Consider the following 24,191-nt stretch of genomic DNA (forward strand, 5'->3'; position numbering starts at 1 on the left):
GGGAGGTGGCTTTGGTGGGTGGGGTGGTGGGTGGGGCACTGGTTGTTTGGGCGGGGTTCATCTGGTGGTCGGGGGGAGTCAGGTTAGGTGTAATTGGTCCGGACCAATCTGACGATCATGCGGATTGTGGTGGTTGGTGGTGGTGTGCTGGGGATGTTTCATGCCTGGGAGGGGGTGAGGCGTGGGTATGACGTGGTCCAGATCGAGCGGGAGCGCGAGGGCCGCGGGGCCAGCGTCCGGAACTTCGGGCTGGTCTGGGTCAGCGGCCGGGCCGTGGGCGCCGAGCTGGAGGCCGCCTTGCGGGCCCGGGAGCTGTGGGAGCGCGTGCCCGGGATCGGTTTCCGCCCGGCCGGCTCGCTGACCGTCTGCCGGACCGAGGACGAGCTGGCCGTAGCCAAAGAGGCTGCCGGCAAGCCTGATGCGGCCGCACGTGGCTTCCAACTGCTCGACGCCGAGCAGACCACAAACCGCAACCCCGCGCTCAAGGGCGACCTCCTCGGCGCTCTCTGGTGTGAGCGGGACGCGATCGTCGAGCCGCGCAAGGTGCTCCGCGAGTTGCGGGCCGAACTGGAGAAGTCCGGTCGGTACCAGTTCGTCCCCGGCCGTGAGGTCCGCGACGTCAGTACCGGCGAGGTGCGGGACGACCACGGCAAGATCCACGCGGCCGACGAGATCTTCCTCTGCACCGGCGCCTGGCACAGCGGGCTGATCCGCGAGCTGGCCGGCGAGCTGCCGGTACGCCGGGTCCGGCTGCAGATGATGCAGACGGCTCCGCTCGACGAGCAGCTCACGACGGCGGTCGCCGACGCGGACAGTTTCCGGTACTACCCGGCGTACCAGGGAACGGCGCTCGATGCGCTCAAGCAGACGCCCCAGGCAACTGTTGCCGCCGACAACGCGATGCAGCTGCTGATGGTCCAGCGCGCCGACGGCGGGCTGACGATCGGCGACACGCACGAATATGCGGAGCCGTTCGGCTTCGACGTACAGAGCGATCCCTACGACTACCTGAGGTCGACGGTCGAGAGCCTGCTCGGGCGCGAGCTGCCGCCGGTCGTACGCCGGTGGGCGGGCGTCTACTCGCAGGCCACCGAGGCCGAGATCGCCGTACGCCGAACCGTCGCCGACAACGTCACGCTCGTCACCGGTCCCGGCGGCCGCGGCATGACGATGTCGCCCGCGATCGCCGAAACCAGCTACTCGGAGGCAGGACTGTGATCCAGCTCGTGGTGCTCGACATGGCCGGTACTACGGTCGCCGACGACGGCCTGGTCGAGAAGGCGTTCACCCAGGCGATCGGTGCCCAAGGCATCGAATCCGGCAGCCCGAAGTACGACGGGATGCTGGCCCATGTCCGGGCGACGATGGGGGAGTCGAAGATCACCGTCTTCCGGCATCTGCTCGACAACGACGAGGCGGCGGCGCAACAGGCCAACCAGGCGTTCGAGACCGCGTACGGGATGCTCGTCGACGGAGGTCACAGCGCCCCGGTCGACGGCGCCGAGGACGCGATCCGCGAGCTCAGGAGCCGTAGGATCAAGGTCTGCCTGACCACCGGATTCTCCGAGACGACGCAGCAGCGGATCCTCGGCGCGCTCGGCTGGAAGAACCTCGCCGACCTCACCCTCTGCCCCGCGCAGGCGGGTCGCGGCCGGCCGTACCCGGACATGGTCCTCAAGGCATTGCTCGAACTGAAAGCCGATGCCGTGGCCGACGTGGCCGTGGCCGGCGACACGGCGTACGACATGACCACGGGGGTCCGGGCCGGTGCCGGGATCGTCGCCGGGGTCCTTACCGGTGCCCATGGCAACGATCAGCTCGTTGCCGCGGGTGCCACCCATGTACTCGAGTCGGTCCGGGACCTGCCCGGCCTGCTAGCCAAAACGGAGTTGTGATGTTCCGCTCGCGTGCCCTCACCGGTCTGCTCGCCGGTGCCCTGCTCACCTCGCTCGTCGCCTGCGGTGGTACCGGCGCAGCCTCCACCAACGGGGCCGGTGACTCCAGCGGCAAGATCGTCACCGTCTACAGCGCTGATGGTCTGGCCGATTGGTACAAGACCAGGTTCGACGCCTTCACCAAGCAGACCGGTACCAAGGTGCAGCTGGTCGAGGCTGGTTCGGGTGAGGTCGTCTCCCGGCTGCAGAAGGAGAAGTCGAACCCGCAGGCTGACGTCGTCATCACACTGCCACCGTTCGTCCAGAAGGCGTCGGCCGACAAGCTGCTGCAGGACTATCAGGTTCCGGGCAGTGACCAGGTCAAGGGGCCGAAGGCCGCCGACTACGTGACGGTGATCGACAACTATCTGAGCTTCATCGCGAACCCGTCGAAGGGTGCGCTGCCGAAGACGTTCGACGAGCTGCTGGATCCGCGCTTCAAGGGCAAGATCCAGTACTCGACGCCTGGGCAGGCAGGCGACGGTACTGCGGTGCTGTTGCTGCTGCAGCACCTGCTCGCCAAGCAGGGGGCGCTCGACTATCTGAAGAAGCTCGAGGCGAACAACGTCGGGCCGTCCGCGTCCACCGGCAAGCTGCAGCCGAAGGTGAGCAAGGGTGAGATCTACGTGGCCAACGGCGACGTGCAGATGAACCTGACCTCGATCGCCAACGACAAGTCGGCGTTCCAGGTGTTCTTCCCGGCGACGGCTGATGGGAAGCGCAGTACGGTCGCTCTGCCGTATGTGATGGGGCTCGGCGCGGGGGCGCCGAACAAGGATGGTGGCGAGAAGCTGATGACGTACCTGCTCTCGCCTGAAGCGCAGCAGACGGTCTCCGGGGATGCCTTCGGGATTCCGGCTCGGGCGGACGTCAAGCCGACTGATGCGAACTACCAGTCGGTGCTCAAGGCAATGGCTGGGGTGGAGGTCTGGCAGCCGGATTGGAACGCGGTGCTTGCCTCGCTTGATGCGGATGTCGCGGCGTACGACAAGGCAGTTCAGGGATGACTGTTCGGCTCGAGGATGTGACCGTCCAGTTCGGTCAGACGGTCGCGCTGGAGGGGCTCGATCTCACGGTCGCGGCTGGTGAGACGGTGGCGTTGCTCGGGCCGTCGGGGTCGGGCAAGTCGACTGCTTTGAAGGCGGTTGCGGGGTTTGTGCGGCCTAGTCGGGGGCGGGTGTGGCTGGGCGGGCGGGACGTCACCGGCGTACCGCCGGCTCGGCGTGGGATTGGGGTGGTGGTGCAGCAGTATGCGCTGTTCCCGCATCTCCGGGTTGCAGACAACGTCGCCTTCGGGTTGAAGGCGGCTCGCAAGCCGAAGGCGGAGGTCGCTCGGCGGGTTGCTGAGATGCTCGAGATGGTGGGGATGGCGAAGTTCGCTCGCCGGTATCCGCGGGAGTTGTCCGGTGGGCAGCAACAGCGGGTCGCCATCGCCCGGGCACTCGCCATCCAACCGCCGGTACTGCTGCTCGACGAGCCGTTGGCTGCGTTGGATGCACAGTTGCGCGCCGACCTGCTGGGCGAACTGCAGAAGCTCCGGCGCGAGGTACCGGACGTGGCGATCATCTACGTAACCCACGACCAGTCCGAGGCGCTCGCGCTGGCCGACCGAATCGCCGTCATGCGAGATGCTCGACTTGTCGACATCGCGCCGGCAGCCGACCTCTACGCCACCCCACCCACAGCCTTCACCGCCTCCTTCCTGGGCGGCGCCAATCTCCTCCCGGTCGAGGTGGAGGAGGAAGAAGTCCGTCTTGCTGGACAGCAGGTCAAGGGCCTTCGGCCCCCAGCGGCAGGCGGGCGCCGGTACGACGTTCCCGCGCCGGGAGACGAGGGTGAGGCGGCCGCCGGCCGCCAACTCGGCGAGGAGTTGCTGCTTTGCATCCGGCCGCACGCCATCAAACTCACCGACCGCGCCGGCGGCGCCAGCGCGGTCGGCGGAAGTAGTGGGGGCGCGGCCGGAAGCGGTGGGACTGACGGTGGCGACGGCGTTGATCGGTGGGCGGCGCAGTTGGTGGCCGCGCAGTGGCGTGGGGCGTCCAGTCGGTTGACTTGTGCGATCGATGGGCTGCCGGGGGTGGCGGTGCAGGTCGACGTACCGGCTGGTGGGCGGGTGCCTGCGGTGGGGGCGAAGGTGTCGATCGAACTGCCGGTTGAGGCTTGTACTTTGGTCGCGGCGGAGGGGCGCTGATGGCGGTTGAGGCGTTGGGGACGCCGCTTGCTCTAGGCAACCAAGGGTCGTCGAGGCGGGTCGGTCGGTCGGTGTGGTTGGTGCCGCCGCTGCTGGTGTTGGTGGGGCTGGTTGTTTATCCGTTGGTGTTGGTGGCGCAGGAGTCGTTCACCGGCGGGTTCGCGACCTGGCGGGCGGTGGTGGGGTCGGGGGAGTTTCGGGCTGCGTTGGTGCGGACCGTGCAGATCGCGGTCTGTTCGACGGTTGGGTGCATGGTGGTGGGGACGTTTCTGGCGGTGGTGATCAGTTTCGTGCCGTTTCCGGGGGCTCGGGTGATCGCCGGGATGGTTGACGCGATGCTGGCGTTGCCGTCGTTCCTGGTGGCGTTGTCGTTCACGTTCGTTTACGGGTCGGCGGGAGTGCTGGGGGCGCTGGTCGGGGACAGCGGGTTCTTGACTACGCCGTGGGCGGTGATTCTGGCGGAGATCACCTTCTATACCCCGTTCGTGATGCGGCCGCTGCTCGGGGCGATGGGGCAGATTCCGCGGGTGCAGCTCGATGTCGCGGCGAGTCTCGGCGGTGGGCCTTGGCGAGTGCTCCGGCAGGTCGTACTGCCTGAGGTGAAGCCGGCCTTGGCGGCGGGTGGCGGGCTGACTTTGTTGTTGACGCTCAATGAGTTCGGGATCGTGTTGTTCCTCGGGGCGCGGGATACGACGACGTTGCCGATGCTGGTGCACACCAAGGGCATCGTGATGTTCGACTACCCGGGCGCGTGCGTGATCGCGGTCGTCCAGGTAGTGCTCTCGATCGGCCTGTACGTCGCCATGCGCGCCGTTCTGACCCGGCAAGGAGGCCGCCGTGCTGCTCTGGACTAAGCCGGGCAAGCTCGTCGCCTGGGTCGCGTTCGCACTCGTCTTCGGCGTACTCGTCCTAGCGCCCTTCATCGTCGTCGCGGCGGCCGCCTTCGCGGGCAGCTGGAACGGGGTGTTCCCGTCCGGCCCGACCGGGTCGCATCTGATTGAGGCGTTGTCGGGCGACGAGTTGGCCTCGCTCACGGTTAGTCTGCAGACGGCGTTCCTCGGCGGGTTGCTCGCGGTTGCCCTCGGTACGTGGGCCGCGCTCGCAGCACGCAGCGCGTCGAAATCCCTTGCCCGGTTGGCGGATGCGCTGCATCACCTGCCGATCGCAGTACCGTCAGTAGTCGTAGGCCTCAGCCTGCTCGTCGCGTTCTCGCGCCAGCCGGTACTGCTCAACGGCACCAAGTGGATCGTGGTGATCGCGCACCTGGTCCTGATGGTTGCCTTCAGCTACGGAACGGTCACCGCCGCACTGCAACGAACAGACGACGCGTACGCCGAAGTCGCCGCCTCGCTCGGAGCGTCGCCCGCGCGAGTGCTCTGGCGGATCCGGCTGCCGATGCTCCGTCCGGCGATCGTCTCCGCCGCGAGCTTGTCGATCGCGCTCTCGATGGGCGAGGTCGGCGCCACGATCATGGTCTACCCGGCGTCCTGGCGCACCCTGCCGGTCAGCGTCTTCGCCCTCACCGACCGCGGCCAAACCTTCACTGCAGCGGCCGAGTCGCTCGTGCTGCTCGCGGTAACGGTGGTACTGGTCGTCACGCTGGACCGGCTGCGGGGCCGCTCGGTCGAGCGCTGAGCGACGGTCCGTCTGAGCTTGCGCTGGCTGACCAGTCCGGCGGTCAATCGGTATGCCGACGAGCTCGGTCATCGCGGGCAGTCAGAGGAGTTCGTTGAGGAGGTTCGCGGCGCGGGTGGCACCGTTGGTGGGGATGGGGAGGTAGTCGATGGGTTGGGTCAGCTGCTTGGCGATCGCCTCGGCGAGGAGTTGCGGATTGCTGGCTGCTTCGTAGGGCAGGTGGTGGCCGGCGTTGTGGCGTTCGAGGCGGGCTCGGACGTGGAAGTTCTGCTCGAAGTGGTGCTCGAGTGGCACGTAGATGAAGGGGATGCGAAGGGCGGTCAGCTCCATGCAGGTGGACAGGCCGCCCTGGGTGACAGCGAGGTCCGCTACGGCCAGCTGCTGGTTCAGATCGGGTAGGTAGCCGTGGATGGTGACGCCTTCGGTGGGTGGCAGGTCGTTCGGGTCGATGCGGGGGCCGGTGACGAAGACGAACTCCAGGCCGGGCACCAGTCGGCGGGCCATGGGTACTGCGTCTAGTACTCGGTGCAGCAGAGCCTTGCCGGCTGCTGATCCGCCTACGCTCACCACACAGCGGGGCTGCTTGCTGCGTGGGCCTGCTGGGGTGGGTGGAGTGGCTCCGATGTAGCCGGTGAAGGTGTAGTTGGTGGTGGCCCAGTCGCGGATCGAGGGGAGGCCGGGGCCGAAGGTGGTGGTGACGATGTCTTCGGGGTCGCCGACGAAGATCGAGTGGTCGCGGAGACGCGGGTAGCGGGCTCGGTGTTCGAGCATCTCGGCGTTGTAGTCGGCGGTGAGGGCGGTTTCGGCGGGGCCGCCGTCGGGCATCGGGAGCCAGCCGATGAAGTCGGTCAGCCAGGCGTAGCCGAAATGCTTCAGCTCCGGGTTCTCGTGCAGGAAGTAGTCGACCTCCCACGCTTCGTCGGCGATCACCAGGTCGTAGTAGCGGTCGTCGACCACGTCGGCGAAGGTGAGGAAGTTCGCGACCAGGATCTCGTCCATCCGGCGGATCGCCTGGAACGCGTGCAGGTCGTGGTCGTCGGCCTCGAAGTCGACGTGCGCGGCTTCGCTGATCAACAGGCTGGATGCCGGATGCACGATTTCGCCGGCATCCTGCAGCACTCTGGTGACGGGATGCTGCGCGAGCCAGTCGAGCTGCAGGTCGGGGCGGAGCAGCCGGAGTTCTTGGGCGATGGCCAGGTCGCGTTTCGCATGGCCGAGGCCGATGGGCGACGAGAGGTAGAGAGCTCGGCGGGGGCGGTTGAGTGCGCGTACCCAAGTACGCCGTACCGGCTGCTGCCCAGCGGCGACTACAGGCTGCTGGGCGGTGATGAAGTCTTTCAGGAGGCGGTTGAAGAAGACGGGGTCCCGGGCGTGTGGGGCGTGGCCGCCGCCTTCGATGGTGACCAGGGTGCCGCCGGTCAGCTCGGCCAGGAGTCGAGCGTCGGCAAGCGGTCGTACCGGGTCGTCGGCGCCGTGGACTATGAGCACTGGGCACTGCACAGGTGGCAGCGACGGCTGCTGGGCTTGGCGGGCGGCTTCTGTGTCGACCAGGCGGTCGGGGCCGATCTGCAGACCCCAGCGGACGCCGTCCTCGATCTGCTTGCTCGAGTGCGGCTCGATGAAGACCTGACCGAAGAAGAACTTGAGGAACTCCTCGTAGTCGCCTTCCTGCCAGTAGTAGCGGTTGTACTTCGCCCAGCCCTCGCTGCTCGGCTGGCGCTCGCTCCACAACCCCTTGGGGTCCGGGACGAGGCCGGGTGCGCTCCCCACGCACACGACCCCGCGTACTCGACTTGGCTGAGCCGCAGCCACCTGCAATGCCCAGGGAACGCCACGGGAGAAGCCGACCAGTACGCACTCGCTGACCCCAACCGCGTCCAGTACTGCGAGCGTGTCGGCCACGTATTCCGCTTCGGCGTACGCCGCGGCTCCTACCGGCTTACTGGACGCCCCGGAACCCCTGCCGTCGATGGTGACCACCCGGAAGTGCCTGGCCAGGTACGGGACCTGCGCCTTCCACATGCGAGACGGCACGATCGACCAGGTCGGCATCAGTACGACCGTGGGCCCGCCGTTCCCCCTCTCGACGGCGGGCCCGTCCCACACCTGGTACGCGATGGTCACCCCGTCCCGCTCGACCGTCCCCACCTGGTCCGCCGGTCGAGCGAGTCGCTCCGGTTTCATCTCCCTAGCCCCCAAGGCCCTTCGATGTCAGCTATTTCGGCACTGTCTCAGGGCCGGACCTCGAAGACCAGGTTGAACGGGGTCTCGGCCGCAGTACGGAACCGGGTGAAGCCCGCCGCCGTGGTGACGTCGCGGATCCGGGCCGGTCCGGCCTGCGTTCCCAGCGCCAGGCCGACGTCCTGGGAGAGCGAAGCCGGAGTACAGAGCAGCGTGGAGAAGCCGTAGTACGCACGGCCGACCGGGTTGAGGTTGTCCTCGACTCGGTCACCGGCCATCGGCTCGACGACCATCCAGGTGCCGTCGGACGCCAGCGACTCGCGTACGTGCCTGGCGGCGCCCACCGGGTCGCCCATGTCGTGCAGCGCGTCGAACGTGGTCACCAGGTCGTACGCGGTTCCGCTGTACTTCGTCGCAGGCGCCACCTCGAACGTCACGCGGTCCGTGACACCTGCCTCGGCCGCACGCCGGCGGGCCGTCTCGATCGACTCCGGGTGGTAGTCCGAGCCGATGAAGGTGGACTGCGGGTACGCCTGTGCCATCAGGATGGTCGAGGCGCCGTGCCCGCAGCCGATGTCGGCCACCCGGGCTCCCGACTCCAGCTTCTGGACCACGTCGTCGAGCGCGGGGAGCCAGCCGGCGATCAGGTTGGCGTTGTAGCCGGGGCGGAAGAAGCGCTCGCAGCCGAGGTGTACGTCGGAGTTGTGCTCGTGCCAGCCGATCCCTGCGCCGCTGCGGGCCGCCTCGATGGTCTCGGTGGTGTGCTGCACGGTGCCGAGCGCGATCTGGAAGAAGCCGGGCAGGAACGCCGGGCTGCTCTCGTCGGTCAGCGCTACAGCCTGTTCCGGTGGCAGTAGGTACTTGCCCGTGTGCGGGTCGTACTCGACGAAACCGCCTGCTGCTTGGGCATTGAGCCACTCGCGGGCGTAGTGCTCACTGGTGGAGGTCTTCTCCGCCAGTTCGGCCGGTGTGGTCGCGCCACCGTCGGCCAGTGCGTGGTAGTAGCCGAGGCGGTCGCCCATCACCACCAGCGCGGCGTTGAGCGTCGCGCCTACCTCGCCTACTGCCTGGCCCACGAAGGCCATCAGTTTGTCCATGTCGATCGCAACTGTTGTCATCTCAGTTCCCTCCCTGGATCTGTACTGCGAACCTAGGAAGCGCGGGTAGGTGCTCGCATCAGGTGACCCACCTGGTGTGTACTGCCAGACATGCTGATCGGGCGGGACGCCGAACGGCGGGCGATCGAACGGCTGGTCGCGGGGGCGCGGGTGGGATCCAGCGGGGTACTGCTGATCACCGGGGAACCGGGCATCGGCAAGACAGCTCTCGTGACGGAGGCGGCGATGCTCGCCGCAGGTCTGCGCGTCCTCAAAGCCCAAGGCACCGAAGCCGAACAAGAACTCCCCTTCGGCACCCTCCTCCAACTCCTCCGCCCCGCCCTCGGAGAACTACCCCGCATCCCACCTCCCCAACGCAGAGCACTCTCTGCAGCTCTCGCTCTAGATGACAGTGCTGGTCACCCCAGTGCTGAGGAGCGGTTTGCTGTGGGGGCTGCGGTGTTGAGCCTGGTTTGCCGGTATGCGGAGGGGGCGCCGGTGGTGGTGTTGGTTGATGACGCGCAGTGGGTGGATCTGCCGTCGGCGGAGGCGTTGTTGTTTGCGGCGCGGCGGTTGGTGGCGGATCCGATTGGGCTGGTGATCGCTGCTCGGGCGGGGGAGACGCATCCGTTGGCTGGGGCTGATTTGCCGGAGCTGCGGTTGGGCGGGGTGGGGTTGGCGGCGGCTCAGGAGTTGGTTGCTGGGTTGCCGGTTGATCTGGTGGCTAGCTTGCATCGGACTGTGGCGGGGAACCCGCTGGCGTTGCTGGAGTTGGCTAGGGATCCGGAGCAGTTGCAGCGAGTGCCGCCGGGAGTGCCGGTGCCTGTGCCGGCTCTGCTTGCGGATGCCTTCGCTGCAAGGGCTCACAAGCTCAGCGACGCCGCACAGCGGGCACTGCTCGTTGCCTCGGTAGAGGACGGCGACCTGGGAGTGGTGGCGAGAGCTTGCGATGAGCTTGAAGTAGATGTTGCAGTGCTGGGTGAGGGCGAGCAGGCAGGGCTCATCCACCTCAGGGACGGCAGAGTGGAGTTCAGGCATCCTCTGGTGCGGTCGGCGATCTATGCGAATGCCGAGCCCGCGCAACGCCGCACTGTTCACCTCGCGGTCGCCAACGCAGTACAGGATGCCGACCGCCGGGCCTGGCATCTGTCGGAGACAGTGCTTGGCACAGACGACGTAGTGGCGGCAGCACTGGAGCTAGCGGGCGACCACGCCGTCGACCGAGGAGCACACGCAGTAGCAGCAACCGCCTACGAGCGAGCCGCCCGCCTCACCGGTACTCCGAGCGCTCGCGCGCTACGCCTGGTCGCAGCCGGCCAAGCAGCCTGGTTCGCCGGCATGCCCGACCGAGCCGACGCCCTACTCAACGAGGCGCTGACCCTCGACCCACCCGGCCCCGTCCGCACGCAGGCCGACGAACTCCGTGGTGACATCGCAGTGAAGTGTGGCTCCCCAGCACGCGCACGCGACATCCTCGTCGCCGCGGCAGCCGAGACCACCGACCCCGAAGCCGCCGTAGGCCTGCTGGCCGATGTGGTCAACGCCTGCTTCCGTCTAGGCGACGCAGCCACAGCACTGAAGACAGCAGACGACCTGAGCGACCTGCTGCAGCAGGTCGAGCGCCCAGGAACACGTGTCATCGGCCTGCTCGCCAGTGGTGTCGCCAAGGTGCTGTCCGGCCGCGGTGGTACCGAGGAGATCCGCCAGGCCATCGAGCTTGCGCCATCGGTCGCCTTGGACCACGACCGGCGACGGCAGGTCTGGATGATGCTCGCACCGATGTTCCTGCGCGAGACCGGCACCGGCAGGGCCCTGATCGAAGCGGCAATGCGCGAACGCCGTGACCAGGTCGCAGTAGGCGTACTACCGGCCGTCCTGTTCCAGCTGGCCCGCGACGACGCGACCACCGACCGGTGGGCCGATGCAGCGGCCTCGTATGACGAAGGCATCCGGCTGAGTCGCGAGACCGGGCAGACCACGGAGCTGGCGAGCAACCTGGCCGGCCTGGCGTGGTTGTTGGCGCACCAGAGTCGCACCGACGAGTGCCGGGCAGCCGCGGCCGAAGCAATGCAGATCGGCGCGGAACGGCAGGTCCACCTCGGGCTGGTCTGGTCGCTGTTCGCGCTGGGCGACCTCGAGCTGGGCAAGGGCGATCCGCAGCGGGCGCTACCGCAGTACGAGCGCTTGGCGGAGGTACTGGCATCGCTTGGCGTGTTGGATCCGGACCTGTCACCAGCGCCCGAGCTGGTGGAGGTCTACCTGCGCTTGGGGCGAGTTGAGGACGCGAGAACCGCGGCGCGGGTGTTCGCGAAGCAAGCGACCCAGAAAGGGCAGCCCTGGGCGCAGGCGCGTGCTGCCCGCGCGCTGGGGCTGGTCGAGGACGACGAGCAACAGTTCCAGGACGCGCTGGAGTGGCATGCGCGGACGCTGGACGTCTTCGAGTTCGCACGCACGCGTCTCGCCTACGGGGGTTGGCTGCGCCGGATGAGGAGGAGAGTGGACGCCCGCGAGCAGCTACGCGAAGCAGTGGCGGCCTTCGACCGGCTGGGCGCACCTGGCTGGGCTGACCAGGCCGCTGCGGAGCTCAAGGCGACAGGGGAGACAGCACGTCGGCGGGAGCCCAGTACCGCGGACGACCTGACTCCACAGGAGCGGCAGATCGCGCTACTGCTCGCGAGCGGCCAGAGCATCCGCAGTGTGGCGGCTCGGCTCTTCCTGAGTCCCAAGACGGTCGAGTACCACCTGCGCAAGGTCTACACGAAGCTGGGCATCCACTCCCGTCCCGAGCTGGCCGAAATCCTCGAGAAGGCCGGCCATCGGTAATTGGCGGGCGGTCTGGGCCGGGGCGTGGCATGGTCCGAGTGTGGATGCTGCGACGTGGACCTCTGAAGAGTGGCTCGGTCAGGCCCGGGCCTGGCTTGATGAGCAGTTGGTGGCTGCTGGTGTCGAGCGGGTGGGGGAGGTGGCTCAGCCGCGGGTGCGGGCGTGGGGGACCGTACTGCGCGCCGACACGACCGCCGGTCCGGTCTGGCTGAAGGCTCCGGGCCCGGCGACGGTCTTCGAAGTGCCGCTCTACCGGCTCCTGGCCACGATGGTCCCGCGCTTCGTACTGGACCCCATCGCCATCGACCTCCAGCGCGGCTGGGTGTTGCTGCCGGATGGCGGCCCGACGCTGCGCGAGCAAATCGGCGACCGGGACCTGTCCGAGGTGATGACGCGCGTACTTCCGCAGTACGCCGAACTGCAGCTCGAACTGCAACCGCACGCCGAGGACCTCCTCGCCGCCGGAGTCACCGACATGCGACCGGCTGTGATGCCCCAGCGCTTCGACGAGGCCCTGGAGGTCACCGGCCGGTACGCCGAGACGTCGGGCGACGCCGAGGCCAAAGAGCGGCACGCGTGGATCGCCGGGCAACGCGCGGAGTTCACCGCACGCTGCGCAGACCTGCCCGATCGGGCCAGCCTCGACCACAACGACCTGCACACCAACAACATGCTCGGCGGCCCGGACGACTCGGTGCGTTTCTACGACTGGGGCGACAGCGTGCTCGCCCACTCCTTCAGCAGCATGCTGATCCCATTGCTCGCACTGACCAAGCTCCTCGACGTCGGCCCGGACGACGACCAGGTACGCCGCCCGCGCGACGCCTACCTGGAGGTGTTCGGGAACCCGGCCGAACTGGTCGCCGAGCTCGACCTGGCCTGCTGGATCGGCAAGGTCGCCCGCACCCTGGTCTGGGAACGTTCCCTGCACGGCGACCCCGGCGAGTACGCCGACGCGCCGCTGGAAACTCTGTGGTCCCTGAGGATGAATTCCTGGCACTTCCCCGCCTGAGCGGCCGTCCGCCGATTGGGTCGAGGTTGACATCTGATGGCATGCTTCCTGGGGTGACAGAGTTGATGGAAGCCGCGCGGCACCTCCTCGGGATCGCCATGGCTTCGCATTGGCTGATCCTGGTGCTGTTCGTGGCCGCGACCGTCGACGCCGTCTTCCCGGTCGTTCCGAGTGAGGGTCTGGTCGTCACCGCGGGGATGGCGGCTGCCGCCGGCCACCAGAACCTGTTGCTGGTGATCGTCGCCGCGATGGTCGGCTCGGTCATCGGCGAGTCCGTCTGCTACTTCCTCGGCCGGGGCTCCGGTCCCGCGCTGCATCGCTGGATGCGCCGCCAGGAGAAGCGACAACGGATCTTCGAGAAGGTCTCCAAGGCGCTGCACTCACGCGGCGGGCTGATCCTGATGACGGTGCGTTACATCCCGGGCGCGCGGATGGTCGCGACGCTGACCGCGGGCGCCACGGCGTACTCGTTCCGCAAGTTCATCCTGTTCACCATCGCCGGCGTGACGATCGCCTACACCTACGTCGCGCTGCTCGGTTACCTGGGCGGCGACGCGTTCGCGCACGACTCGCTCAAGGCGCTCGCCTTCAGCCTCAGCCTGGCCTTCACCATCGGCCTGGTGATCGAGACCACCCGCCGGGTCGCCAACAAGCGCAAGGCGATGGCGGCGGCGAAGGTCACAGCCGGGTAACGATCAACCGTTCGCTTTCCGCGCGAACGCGTGTCCCCGGCCAACCCGGGCGGCGGTCCGTGCGTCAGTAGAGGCGTGGTGAGGCCCGCAGTACTGCGTTTGCTGACCTGTACCGTCGTGATGGCGGCACTGGTCGGTGGCTGTGCCGACGTCCCACTCGATGGGGCTGCACCCGGCGGCAACCCGTCTGCGCCCACCAAAACCCCGACCAAGAAGCCGAGCAAGCCGCCCACGAGCCACACCCCCAGCCATACACCGAGCGTGACGCCGGATCCGTCGACCACGCTTCCGCCGGGAGTGAAGGCCCCGGCCGCCGCGCCGGTCACGCGGAGGTTCCCGAAGACGCTGAGGAACGGCAAGCCACCGCTGTTCGTGGTCATCTCGTTCGACGGCGCCGGCGATCTGCCGCTCTGGGCGCACTGGCGGGCCGTCGCCAAGCAGGTCAACGCCCGGATGACGTTCTTCCTGTCCGGCCCGTACCTCTACCCGCAGTCGCACAAGACCAACTACAAGCCGCCGTACAAGAAGCCCGGCTCGTCCGACATCGGCTGGGGCGATCCCGAGAAGATCCTGCGCCGGGCGGTCGTACTGCGCCAGGCGATCGCCGAGGGCCACGAGATCGGTACGCACGCCAACGGGCACTTCTGCGGCAAGGACGGCATCGACCGCTGGACCGGCCCGCAGTGGACCAAGGAGCTGACCGCCTTCGACGCGATGGTGCGCACCGGCCCGACCGTGGCCGCGGGCAAGACGCTCGCGCCGCCGTTCGATCCGAGCACGGTCAAGGGGATGCGAACTCCATGCCTGGAGGGCAACAGGCCGGCGTACCGGGCAGTGATGAAGCAGCGCGGGATGCTGTACGACGCCTCCGAGCCCGGCTACATCGCCTGGCCGAAGAAGGAGGACGGGCTGTGGAACTTCCCACTGCAGTCCGTGCAGCTCGCGGGCACGCACAAGAACACGCTGACGATGGACTACAACCTCTGGTACAGCCAGACAGAGGCGCATGAGGCACCGGCTGCGCATGCGCCCGCCCTCAAGGCACAGGTGCTCGCCACCTACCGCATGGCGCTGGCCCGCTCCCGGGCGGGCGGCAACCCGCCGCTGTTCCTCGGCAACCACTTCAACCGCTGGAACAACAGCGTGTACTCCGATGCGCTCACCAGCTTCGTCCAGGAGACCTGCACGCAGCAGGACGTCCGCTGCGTCTCCAACATCGAACTGGTCAACTGGCTGACCCGGTACGGCGTACCTAAAGCCTGAGGTAGCCGAACGCGTTCTGCCAGGTGCCGCCGGCCTTGATGCGGGCGACGATCAGGCGCTGCAGGGTGGTGTCCTGCGGGAAGTCGTCCAGGTGGTCGAGGTCATGGCTGCGGAAGGTGAAGAAGATCGCGCTGTCCTGCGAGTCGCGCGGTACGCCGTACGGGGTGAAGCGGCGGCCGAAGCGAACCATGTTGGAGTCCTGCGGCAGGTTGTCGAGCAGGTACGGATCGAGCAGCCAGGAGCCGAGCGTCGCGGTCTTGACCGGGTACTCCGGGAAGACGCGCGGGAAGAACTCACGAGCCTGCGCGAAGCTGTCGTCGATCGCCTCGGGTGTCAGCGGGCCGGTCTCCGGGATGTGGACGCCGATCACCCATTCGCCGGGCTCGGTCCCCGGCACCGGGTTGCTGTCCGGCACCTGGTGGAGCATGAACTGCAGCCGGCCGAGCGCGAAGATCATCCCGGTCCAGTGGATGCCCAGCCACCAGTGCGTGGCCAGCCCGTACTCCCCGAAGGTGCGGCGATGGACGTCCAACTGCTTGCCGAGGTCGGCCAGGGTCGCCCAGCTGATCTCGTCGCTGATGCCGCGCTGCTGGTGGTACCGCCTGATGTCGGGCAGCGTCTCCAGGAGCGCCGCCACCGTGTTCCGCGGGTCGTCCGGCATCTTGACGGACTCACCCTCCGCCGGGAACGTCCCGATCGCGGCCCGGATCTGCCCGGCCAGCTCCGCGACGACGACCGGATCAGCCTCGAACTTCTCCGCGTCCTCCCGATCGGCATCGGTGAAACCCAGCAGTCGGTACTCCTCAACGGTGGTCACGCCCCAACCGTAGTCGTTGGATAGTTACGAGTCCCCGCCATTTCCCGCCAGTCCGCCCGCCAAGACGGCGGCGGGCGGCGGGCTCACGGTCCCTAGGATCGGATCCATGGTTGAGTTCCGGCCGGCGGATGCCGGCGATGCCGAGCAGGTCGCAAGGCTGCACGCGGACAGTTGGCGGCGGCATTATCGCGGGGCGTTCGCTGACGCGTTCCTCGATGGGGAGCTGGTCGCGGAGCGGGTAGGGGTGTGGTCGAAGCGACTGGGGGATCCGGAGGGGACGGCGACGATCGTCGCGGAGGTTGATGGGGAGTTCGTCGGGTTCGTGCATGTGATGTTCGATCTCGACCCGGTGTGGGGAAGCCTGGTCGACAACCTGCATGTGGATCACAGGCAGCAGCGGGGTGGGATCGGCAGGCAGTTGCTGGCGCGGGCGGCGCGGGCTGTGGTCGAGCAGGCGCGGGGCGACGCGATGTATCTGTGGGTGCTGGAGCAGAACGTTGCGGCGCAGCAGTTCTACATTGCGGTCGGAGCCAAGCATGTGGAGACCGCGCCGGTGGCACCGCCCGGCGGCGATCCGGCCCGCCTCAACGGAGAGCCCAACGGCTTCCGCATGGCGTGGCCGGACGCGGCGTCCTTCGGCTCCGCCTGACCGGCGCAGGCCGGCTCCGGCTGAGCTGCGGTAGAGGGTGCGCGGGTCAGCCTGCGGCGGTGTCGATGTGGCGGGCGAGGACCAGGTCGTCGTCGGTGAGGCCGCCGGCCTCGTGGTTGGTGACCCGGAAGGTGATCGTGGTGTAGCGGATGTCGATGTCGGGGTGGTGGTTCATCGACTCGGCCAGCTGGGCGACGGTCGCGACCAGCCGGATGCCGTCCATGAACGAGTCCTTCTTCACGCTGCGCACCAGCGCGTTGTCCACGACCTTCCACTCCGGCAGGTGGTCGCGCAACGCGGCATCGATCTGGTCATCGGTCAGCAGCTCAGACATGAGCCACACTCTAGTCCTACTTACTGTTTGGTACGGATACGGTTTGCGGCTCCAAGCGCGGCGAGGGCCAGGCCCGCGCTCGTCGCGATGATGGCGCCGAAGACCCAGGCGCCCGGGGCGTCGGCCTCGAGGGCGAGCAGGGTGCCGCTGACGGCGAGCGCGGTGGCGATGCTCATCGTGCCGGCCATCTGCGCGGCGCTGACGTTGCGGCCGGAGTTGTTGTCGTCGGACAGGCCGAGGGTGAGCACCGACAGGCTGGACGAGCTGAGCCCCATGCCGATGCCGGCGACCGTCCAGCCGATCAGACCGAGCCAGATGAGGCCGTCGGTCCAGGCGAGGAGCGACGTGCCGGCCAGTCCAACCGTCATCAGGGTCAGGCCTGTTCGGAGTACCGTCACTCGCTGGATGCCGTGGTCGCGGCCTTGCAGCCAAGAGCCGAAGGCCCAGCTGATGCCGGTGATCGACAGTGTGACGCCTGCGTGCGACGGGCTGAAGTCGTACCGCAGGGTCAGCAGCAGCGGTAGATAGGCGCCGGTTCCGGCGAAAGCCGCGCCGGTCAGTCCCCGTACTGCGACGACCGAAGGAAACCCGCGCCGGAGTACGAAGGTGCCGGCCGGCATCACCCGGACCGCAGCGACGCCTAGCACCAGCAAACTCACCAGAATCGTCAACCCTGCAAGGAAATGGTGCCGCTCCAGCTGATCGCCCGCCAGCGTCATCGAGAAGAGCGCGACGGACGCACCGAACGCCCACGGCATCGCCGCCCGCCACGCGGTCAGGGCCGCGGCATCCTCGGTACTCCGCTCAGGCGCGGGCGTCCGCTTGGAGAGCCGCATCGCCGGCTGGAGCAGGAACCAGCTCGGCACGAGCAGCGCGACCGCGCCGAGGAACACCCAGCGCCAGCCGACCTGCTCGGTCACGAACCCGGTCAGCACCGGACCGGCCACCGACGGGAGGATCCACATCGCCGCGAACAACGAGAACATCCGCGGGCGCAGTACGGCGGGAAGCGTCCGGGCGACGAGCACCATCAACGCGACGTCGAGCAGCCCTTCCGCCAGGCCGCTCAGCAACCGTCCGGCCACCACCATCGGCATCCCTTGCGCGGTACCGACGAGCAACTGGGCCAGAGCGAAAGCGATCGCGCCGGCCCGCAACGCCGGGATCGGCCCGCGACGATCGGCCCATTGACCGGCGATCGCGAGCGCGACCAGGTAGCTCGCGTTGGGAGCCGCGTTCGCCAGCCCGAACAGGCCCAGCGCGTCGAACTCCCGGACCATCGTCGGCAACGCGGTCCCGACCGCGCGGTTCTCGAACGCACCCAGCGTGACCAGCGCGACAGCGCCGAACACCAGTGGCAGATGTGGCCCGCTGAACAGTCGCGGCGGTTTCGTGGGGACCTCGGTCGCAGACATGGGCCCCATGGTTGAACTTAAAGTTCGCTTGAGGTCAATGGCGGGAACGGGTGTCGGGCAACCGGAAGACCAGGACGAGGACACGGAGTACCAGGACCGCGCAGACGACCAGCAAGTTGTAGGCGAAGAGCTGGTAGAGAGTCACGGTGTCGGTGACCTTGGGGCCACCTGGCGTGCCGAGCAGGAGCACTGCCATCAGGCCGGCGGTGGCGCCGAGGACAGCGAGCAAGGCCTGGTGGAGCAGTCCGGTCAGGTGGCGGCGGTCGCGTTCGTCGGCGAAGAGACGGACGTTGAGGCCGAGGCGGCCGCTCTCCGCGGCGGCGGCGATCCGGTCGATGCGGCGCGGGAGCCTGCGGAGCATCGGTAGCAAGGTGGCCAGTTCTTCGGTCGCGGTACGGCGAAGCGCGTCGGGCGCGAGCCGGTCGGTGACGCGGGCGGCCGCGAAGGAGCGGGACGCGGCGACGAGGTCGAAGGCGGGGAAGATCCGTGCGATCGTGCCCTCGACGGTCGCCAGTGCACGGAAGACAGCGGCGACCTCCGGCGGCACGCCCAGCTCATGCGTCGTGATGATCTTGAACAGGTCGTTGAACATGGCCGGCCCGATCGCCGCGCCGGCGCCCAGATGCCGGGCCATGAACTGCCCGACCGCGCGCTCCAGGCTCTGCTCGTCGATGACGTCCGGCCGGTAGACGATCTCCAGCAGCGCGTCGGTCGCGGCCACCGGATCGCCGTGGTCGACGGCGAGCAGGAACCGCTGCAACGACTCGCGGGTGGACGGGTCGAGTCGCCCGACGGAGCCGAGGTCGAGCATGCCGATCCGGCCGTCGGTGAGCAGCAGGAAGTTGCCCGGGTGCGGATCCGCGTGGAACACGCCGTCGATCGCGACCTGCCCGAGCAGGCAGTCGAACAGCACCTTCGCCAGCTTGGCCGCGTCCAGCCCGCGCTCGGCGATCGACTTGGCGGCGCTTCCGAGGCCGATCCCGTCGAGACGCTGCATGGTCAACACCCGGCGGGTGGAGTACTTGGGGTACAACTCCGGTACGACGATGTCGCGGTTGCCCACCACCGACTTGCCGGCCGCGACGCTGGCCATGTTGCCCGCCTCGACGGTGAAGTCGAGCTCCTCCCGCATCGCGTCGGCGAACCCGGTCGCGAGCGAGCGCACGCCCATCGACCGGCCCCAGTCGGTGTTGCGCTCGAGCAATCGCGCCAGCCGCTGGACGATGTCCAGATCCCGCTCGACGACGGACGCGATACCGGGGCGCTGAACCTTTACGACGACCGGTACGCCGTCGAGGTTGGCTGTGTAGACCTGAGCGACCGAGGCGGCGGCGAGCGGCTCGGTGGCGAAGTCGGCGAACACCTGTTGCGGTGGCGCGCCGAGTTCTTCAGTGAGTACAGACTCGATCTGACTCCACGGCGCGGGGGAGACCTGGTCCTGCAGGCGGCTGAGCTCCAGCGCGACGGATGGCGGGATCACATCACTGCGGGTGGACAGCACCTGGCCGAGCTTCACGAAGGTGACGCCGGCCTCGTCGAGGGCGAGCCTCAGCGATCGGGCGAGATCGGCCTGACCGGCCGCGTTCTCGTGGCCGGGGCGGCGGCGACCGCGCAGGTACGGGCCGAGGCCGTGCTTGATCGCGATCCGGAGGATCTGGAGGTACCGCCGGGTGCGGGCGAGCTTGCCGCCCAGGTCCCGCCGCAGATCACGGGCCCTGGGCAACGATCCGGTCGGGACCAGCGCCTCGGCCAGCACCAGGAAGATGAGTCCGGCAAGCATCGAGCACAACGCCGTCAACGCCAGCAGGGCGAAGGCCGCGCCGTTCGACCCGGTCCACGGCGGTGGTCCGGAGACCGCCTTCGCCAGCGGGCCGGCGAGCGCGAGTGTCAGCGCGGCACCGATCGCCAGCCGCCCCAACCCGAACCGAACCCCCAGCAACCGTTGCGATACCGGCACGAACAAGAACATGAAGATGCCGATATTGACCAGCCCGACCAACGCCACGTCCATGCCCGCACCCTAGAGCTCCGAACCGTCCACCCACCTCACCCACGCGGGGGAGGGCAACCATCGCTCAGGTGAGATCGCCGCGGCGGGTGGGCGCTGGGAGCGGTCTCCCCGCCCGGTATGGGCTGGGCGGGGAGACCGGATGGCGGGCGTCGAGGAACCCGCCTGCCCGGACCTACACAGTCCGGGCGGCCCCGGCCGACCCTGATTGCGGCCGAGGCTGCTGTTGGGTCAGTGCAAGGCCTCGTTGATCAACCTCGCCTGCTCTTCGGTGTGTTTCTTGGCCGAGCCGGTGGCCGGCGCCGCTGAGCGAGGACGCGAGACGACCTGGAGCGGCCTGGTCAGCAGTGGGTTGAGCTCCGAGTGGAGGAAGGTCCAGGCACCTTGGTTGCGCGGTTCGTCCTGCACCCAGAACGGCTCGGCGTTCGGGTAGGAGTCGAGGACCTCAGCCAGTTCGGTCGCCGGGAGTGGGTAGTACTGCTCGAGTCGAATCAGCGCGACGGCCTGGTCTGAAGTCTTCTCGAGTTCGTGCCGCAACTCGTAGTACAGCTTGCCGGAGACGACCAGGACTCGTTGGACGGACGACTTGTCGGTGATCCGGGGGTCGTCGATGACCGGTTCGAAGCGGCCTTCGGTGAGGTCGGCGATCGAGCTGGTCGCGTCGCGGGTGCGGAGCATCGACTTCGGCGTGAAGACGATCAGCGGCGTCGACGACTCGTGTGCCTGCCGGCGGAGCAGGTGGAAGTAGGAGGCAGGCGTCGACGGCTGTGCGACGGTGAGGTTGTTCTCGGCGCACAACTGAAGGAAGCGTTCGATCCGGGCCGACGAGTGATCGGGCCCACGCCCTTCGTGGCCGTGCGGGAGCAGCAGTACGAGCGACGACCGCTGGTTCCACTTCTGTTCGGCCGACGAGAGAAACTCGTCGACGACGATCTGCGCGCCGTTCGCGAAGTCCCCGAACTGCGCCTCCCACGCCACCAGCGCATCCGGCCGCTCAACCGAATACCCGTACTCGAAGCCCATCGCCGCGTATTCACTGAGCAACGAGTCGTACGCCGAGAACGCACCGAGCTTCTCCAACGGCACCCACTCCTGCCCGGTGACCCGGTCATGCAGCACCGCATGCCGCTGGACGAACGTCCCCCGGCGCGAGTCCTGCCCGGCCAGCCGGATCGGCGTCCCCTCCTGCAGCAGCGACCCGAATGCGAGCAACTCCCCGAACGCCCAGTCGACCCCACCGGCCTTGCTCATCTCCTGCCGCTTGGCCAGTAGCTGTCCGAGCTTGGGATGCACTGTGAACCCTGCTGGCAAGTTGGCGAACGCATCCCCGATCGCCCGGATCATGTCCTCCGATACTGCAGGTGTAGTACCAGTCTGTACGTCGACTACCTGGGTGCTCTCGATACCGGCGGTCTCACGTGTTTCCGCGAAGGCCTGATCGAGCCGGGCATGGAAGTCGTGGTCGGCCTGCTCGTACTCGGCCCGCGTGATGTCACCGCGCCCGACGAGCGTTTCGAGGTAGAGCGTGCGCACACTCTTCTTGCTCGCGATCAACGCGTACATCCGCGGCTGCGTCATCGACGGATCATCGGCCTCGTTGTGCCCACGCCGCCGATAGCAGACCAGGTCGATGACCACATCCCGATGGAACTCCTGCCGATAGGCGAGCGCCAGCTCCGCAACGCGCACCACCGCTTCCGGATCGTCGCCGTTGACGTGGAAGACCGGAGTCTGCGTCGCCTTGGTGACGTCGGTCGCGTAGACCGAACTCCGTGCGTGGGACGGCAACGTCGTGAAGCCGACCTGGTTGTTGAGGTTGATCCGGATCGTGCCGCCGGTCGTGTACCCCCGCAGCCGCGACATCTGCACGGTCTCGGCGACGATTCCCTGCCCCGCCATCGCGGCGTCGCCGTGGATGATGATCGGCAGCGTCGAAGACCCACGATCCTGCTTGCCCCGCGCGATCCCGAGCAGCACGCCGTCGACCGCGTCCAGATGCGACGGGTTGGCCGCCAGGACGACAGGCAGTTCCTCCCCCCGAGCGCCGCGATAGACGCCCTCGGTGCCCAGGTGATACTTCACATCGCCCGACCCGTCGACGTCGTCGGTGCCCTGGAACTCGCGGAACACCTGCGCGTACGTCTTGCCGGCGATGTTGGTGAGCACGTTCAGCCGGCCGCGGTGCGCCATCGCGATCGCGGCGCCGTCCAGCCCGGCCTCGGCGGCTCCCCCCAGCAGCGCGTCGAGCAGAGCGATCGCCGACTCACCGCCTTCGAGGCTGAACCGGGTCTGACCGATGTACTTGGTCTGCAGGAACGTCTCGAACGCCTCCGCCTCGTTGAGCTTGCCGAGGATCCGCAGTTGCCGGTCGTGCTCCGGTTTCGTATACGGCCGCTCCAGCCGTTCCTGGAACCAGAGTCGTTGCGCGGGGTCCTGGAGATGCATGTACTCGACGCCGACCGTGCGGGAGTAGGCGTCGCGGAGTACGCCGAGAATGTCGCGCAACGACATCGTCGGCTCCGCGCCGCCGAAGTCCCCGGTGACGAACTCGCGATCGAGATCCCAGAACGTCAGCCCGTGCCCGGACAGCTCCAGATCCGGATGCGACCGCTGCACGTACTCGAGCGGATCGGTGTCCGCCATCAGATGACCACGCACGCGGAACGCATTGATCAACGCCTGCACCCGAGCCGTCTTGTCGACCGCGCTCGCCTCGTCGACGTGGATGTCGCGCGCCCACTGGATCGGCGCGTAGGGGATCCGCAACGCGGTGAAGATGTCCTCGTAGAACTGGTTGCCCCCGGCCAATAACTCGTCGATCGTCCGCAGCAACTCGCCGGACGCCGCACCCTGGATCACCCGATGGTCGTAGGTGCTGGTCAGCGTCACGGTCCGCCCGATCGCCAGGTCCGCAAGGGCTGCTGGGCTCAGACCCTGGTACTGCGCCGGATACTCCAGCGCCCCGACCCCGATCACAGCGCCCTGCTGGTTCATCAGCCGCGGCATCGAGTGCGCTGTCCCGATTCCACCGGGGTTGGTCAGCGAGATCGTCGTTCCGGCGAAGTCGTCAACGGTCAGCTGATTGGCCCGCGCCTTCCCGACCAGTACTTCGTAGGCCGCCAAGTACTCCTGAAAGCCAAGACTCTCGGCCCCCTTCAGGTTGGGGACGACCAGCGTCCTGCTGCCATCCGGCTTGACCAGGTCGACGGCGATCCCGAGGTTGACGTGTGCCGGCGTCACCGCGACCGGCTTGCCGTCCGACTCGTCGTAGTACGTGTTGAGCACCGGGTTGGCTTTCACTGCCTGGATCAGCGCCCAGCCGATCAGGTGGGTGAAGCTGACCTTGCCGCCCCGGTTGCGGCGCAGGTGGTTGTTGATCACGATCCGGTTGTCGATCATCAGCTTGGCCGCGATCGTACGGACGCTGGTCGCGGTCGGCACGGTCAGGCTGCTCGTCATATGGGCAGCCAGGGCCTTCGCCGTTCCGCGCAGGGGTGATTCGGTCCCGGACTCAGGTCCGGTGACAATGGCCGTCACGGCCGATCGCCTTCTTTCGTTGAGGTTTCAGACGTCCTTGAGGGCGGCGTCGAGAATGCGGTTGAGCTGGGTGGGGTCGGCGCCGGACTTGGCCAGCACGCTGGTGCCGATGACGGCTGCCAGTAGAGCGCTCGCGGAGTCGGAGGGTGCGCGATCCCGGGTGAGCTCGCCGGTGGTCCGGGCTCGCTCGAGGGCGGCCCGGAAGGTGTGCTCGATCTGGAGGAAGAGGTCCTTGGCGACGTCGGCGACACCCTCGTCGGTGCTGCCGAGCTCGGCGACGGAGTTGACGATCAGGCAGCCGTAGCGGTGGTCGCCGATGCCGGCCAGGGTCCGCATCGCCTCACGGAGCCGCGGCAGGATCGGGCCAGGGCCTTCGAGTCCTGCTGCCAGGGCGGTGATGCGGCTCGCGGAGTACCGGTGCAGGGCCAGGTTGAACAGGTGATGTTTGCTCTTGAAGGTGTTGTAGAGACTGCCGCGGCCGATGCCGAGCTCGTCGGCCAGGGCCTGTGGAGTGGTCGCCGCGAAACCACGCTGCCAGAACACCTCGACCGCCTTGTCGAGCGCCTCGCCGGCCTCGAACTTCATCGGTCTGCCCATCGCCAT

19 protein-coding genes are annotated in these 24,191 nt (G+C 68.0%); 11 read left to right on the top strand and 8 right to left on the bottom strand.

Annotated features, from left to right (window positions below):
- The first annotated feature begins 117 nt into the window (after nt 1-117).
- Genes ABD116_RS38205 through ABD116_RS38230 form a run of 6 tightly spaced genes read left to right on the top strand, consistent with a single transcriptional unit; the run spans nt 118 to nt 5,760 of the window.
- Nucleotides 118-1,218: a TIGR03364 family FAD-dependent oxidoreductase gene (locus tag ABD116_RS38205; protein ID WP_343982461.1), complete on the top strand. Its 1,101-nt coding sequence runs from the start codon at nt 118-120 to the stop codon at nt 1,216-1,218.
- Nucleotides 1,215-1,895, top strand: coding sequence for a phosphonatase-like hydrolase (locus ABD116_RS38210; protein WP_343982464.1), 681 nt, complete (start codon nt 1,215-1,217; stop codon nt 1,893-1,895). Before ABD116_RS38205 ends, ABD116_RS38210 begins: the two co-directional genes overlap by 4 nt.
- Entirely contained in the window at nt 1,895-2,941 is a 1,047-nt protein-coding gene (locus ABD116_RS38215) for a 2-aminoethylphosphonate ABC transporter substrate-binding protein (protein ID WP_343982467.1), read from the top strand. Before ABD116_RS38210 ends, ABD116_RS38215 begins: the two co-directional genes overlap by 1 nt.
- Nucleotides 2,938-4,125, top strand: a complete 1,188-nt coding sequence (locus tag ABD116_RS38220; protein ID WP_343982470.1) for an ABC transporter ATP-binding protein — start codon at nt 2,938-2,940, stop codon at nt 4,123-4,125. The genes ABD116_RS38215 and ABD116_RS38220 overlap by 4 nt, the downstream gene beginning before the upstream one ends.
- Nucleotides 4,125-4,979, top strand: coding sequence for a 2-aminoethylphosphonate ABC transporter permease subunit (locus tag ABD116_RS38225; RefSeq protein ID WP_343982473.1), 855 nt, complete (start codon nt 4,125-4,127; stop codon nt 4,977-4,979). The genes ABD116_RS38220 and ABD116_RS38225 overlap by 1 nt, the downstream gene beginning before the upstream one ends.
- Nucleotides 4,963-5,760, top strand: coding sequence for an ABC transporter permease (locus tag ABD116_RS38230; protein WP_343982477.1), 798 nt, complete (start codon nt 4,963-4,965; stop codon nt 5,758-5,760). The genes ABD116_RS38225 and ABD116_RS38230 overlap by 17 nt, the downstream gene beginning before the upstream one ends.
- An 81-nt stretch (nt 5,761-5,841) precedes the next feature.
- Here the strand turns inward: ABD116_RS38230 and ABD116_RS38235 are convergent, their stop codons facing one another.
- Both ABD116_RS38235 and ABD116_RS38240 read right to left on the bottom strand, forming a co-directional pair.
- Nucleotides 5,842-7,944, bottom strand: coding sequence for an alpha/beta hydrolase (locus ABD116_RS38235; RefSeq protein ID WP_343982480.1), 2,103 nt, complete (start codon nt 7,942-7,944; stop codon nt 5,842-5,844).
- Between the two features lie 47 nt (nt 7,945-7,991).
- Nucleotides 7,992-9,059, bottom strand: a complete 1,068-nt coding sequence (locus ABD116_RS38240; RefSeq protein ID WP_343982483.1) for a class I SAM-dependent methyltransferase — start codon at nt 9,057-9,059, stop codon at nt 7,992-7,994.
- A 90-nt stretch (nt 9,060-9,149) separates the two neighbouring features.
- Between ABD116_RS38240 and ABD116_RS38245 the strand changes: the two genes are divergently transcribed.
- From ABD116_RS38245 to ABD116_RS38260, 4 genes are all read left to right on the top strand, one after another.
- Nucleotides 9,150-11,861, top strand: coding sequence for a helix-turn-helix transcriptional regulator (locus tag ABD116_RS38245; protein ID WP_343982486.1), 2,712 nt, complete (start codon nt 9,150-9,152; stop codon nt 11,859-11,861).
- Nucleotides 11,862-11,901: 40 nt separating this feature from the next.
- The gene (locus ABD116_RS38250; RefSeq protein ID WP_343982490.1) at nt 11,902-12,873 is read left to right on the top strand and encodes a phosphotransferase family protein; all 972 of its coding nucleotides are present in this window, start codon (nt 11,902-11,904) and stop codon (nt 12,871-12,873) included.
- A 53-nt stretch (nt 12,874-12,926) separates the two neighbouring features.
- A complete protein-coding gene (locus ABD116_RS38255; protein ID WP_343982493.1) occupies nt 12,927-13,565 on the top strand; it encodes a DedA family protein in 639 nt (212 codons plus the stop codon).
- A gap of 78 nt (nt 13,566-13,643) precedes the next feature.
- Complete coding sequence (locus ABD116_RS38260) at nt 13,644-14,828, top strand: polysaccharide deacetylase family protein (RefSeq protein WP_343982496.1); 1,185 nt, start codon at nt 13,644-13,646, stop codon at nt 14,826-14,828.
- Here the strand turns inward: ABD116_RS38260 and ABD116_RS38265 are convergent.
- Entirely contained in the window at nt 14,818-15,645 is an 828-nt protein-coding gene (locus ABD116_RS38265) for an acyltransferase domain-containing protein (RefSeq protein ID WP_343982499.1), read from the bottom strand. The two genes, ABD116_RS38260 and ABD116_RS38265, sit on opposite strands and share 11 nt — an antisense overlap.
- A 106-nt stretch (nt 15,646-15,751) precedes the next feature.
- On the opposite strand from ABD116_RS38265, the gene ABD116_RS38270 reads away from it, so the two are divergent.
- Nucleotides 15,752-16,294 (top strand): GNAT family N-acetyltransferase, encoded by a 543-nt coding sequence (locus ABD116_RS38270; protein WP_343982502.1) that lies wholly within the window; start codon nt 15,752-15,754, stop codon nt 16,292-16,294.
- 46 nt (nt 16,295-16,340) lie between these two features.
- Here the strand turns inward: ABD116_RS38270 and ABD116_RS38275 are convergent, their stop codons facing one another.
- The 5 genes from ABD116_RS38275 to ABD116_RS38295 form a co-directional block, all read right to left on the bottom strand.
- The gene (locus ABD116_RS38275; protein ID WP_343982505.1) at nt 16,341-16,628 is read right to left on the bottom strand and encodes a 4a-hydroxytetrahydrobiopterin dehydratase; all 288 of its coding nucleotides are present in this window, start codon (nt 16,626-16,628) and stop codon (nt 16,341-16,343) included.
- Between the two features lie 20 nt (nt 16,629-16,648).
- Nucleotides 16,649-18,043 (bottom strand): MFS transporter, encoded by a 1,395-nt coding sequence (locus ABD116_RS38280; RefSeq protein ID WP_343982509.1) that lies wholly within the window; start codon nt 18,041-18,043, stop codon nt 16,649-16,651.
- Between the two features lie 34 nt (nt 18,044-18,077).
- Nucleotides 18,078-20,054 carry an ABC1 kinase family protein gene (locus ABD116_RS38285; protein WP_343982512.1) on the bottom strand — a complete coding sequence of 659 codons (1,977 nt, stop codon included), beginning with the start codon at nt 20,052-20,054 and terminating at the stop codon, nt 18,078-18,080.
- 228 nt (nt 20,055-20,282) lie between these two features.
- Nucleotides 20,283-23,588, bottom strand: coding sequence for a multifunctional oxoglutarate decarboxylase/oxoglutarate dehydrogenase thiamine pyrophosphate-binding subunit/dihydrolipoyllysine-residue succinyltransferase subunit (locus ABD116_RS38290; RefSeq protein WP_343982516.1), 3,306 nt, complete (start codon nt 23,586-23,588; stop codon nt 20,283-20,285).
- Between the two features lie 27 nt (nt 23,589-23,615).
- A complete protein-coding gene (locus ABD116_RS38295; RefSeq protein ID WP_343982518.1) occupies nt 23,616-24,191 on the bottom strand; it encodes a TetR/AcrR family transcriptional regulator in 576 nt (191 codons plus the stop codon).

The sequence above is a fragment of the Kribbella koreensis genome (assembly GCF_039525325.1).
GTDB lineage: Bacteria > Actinomycetota > Actinomycetes > Propionibacteriales > Kribbellaceae > Kribbella > Kribbella koreensis.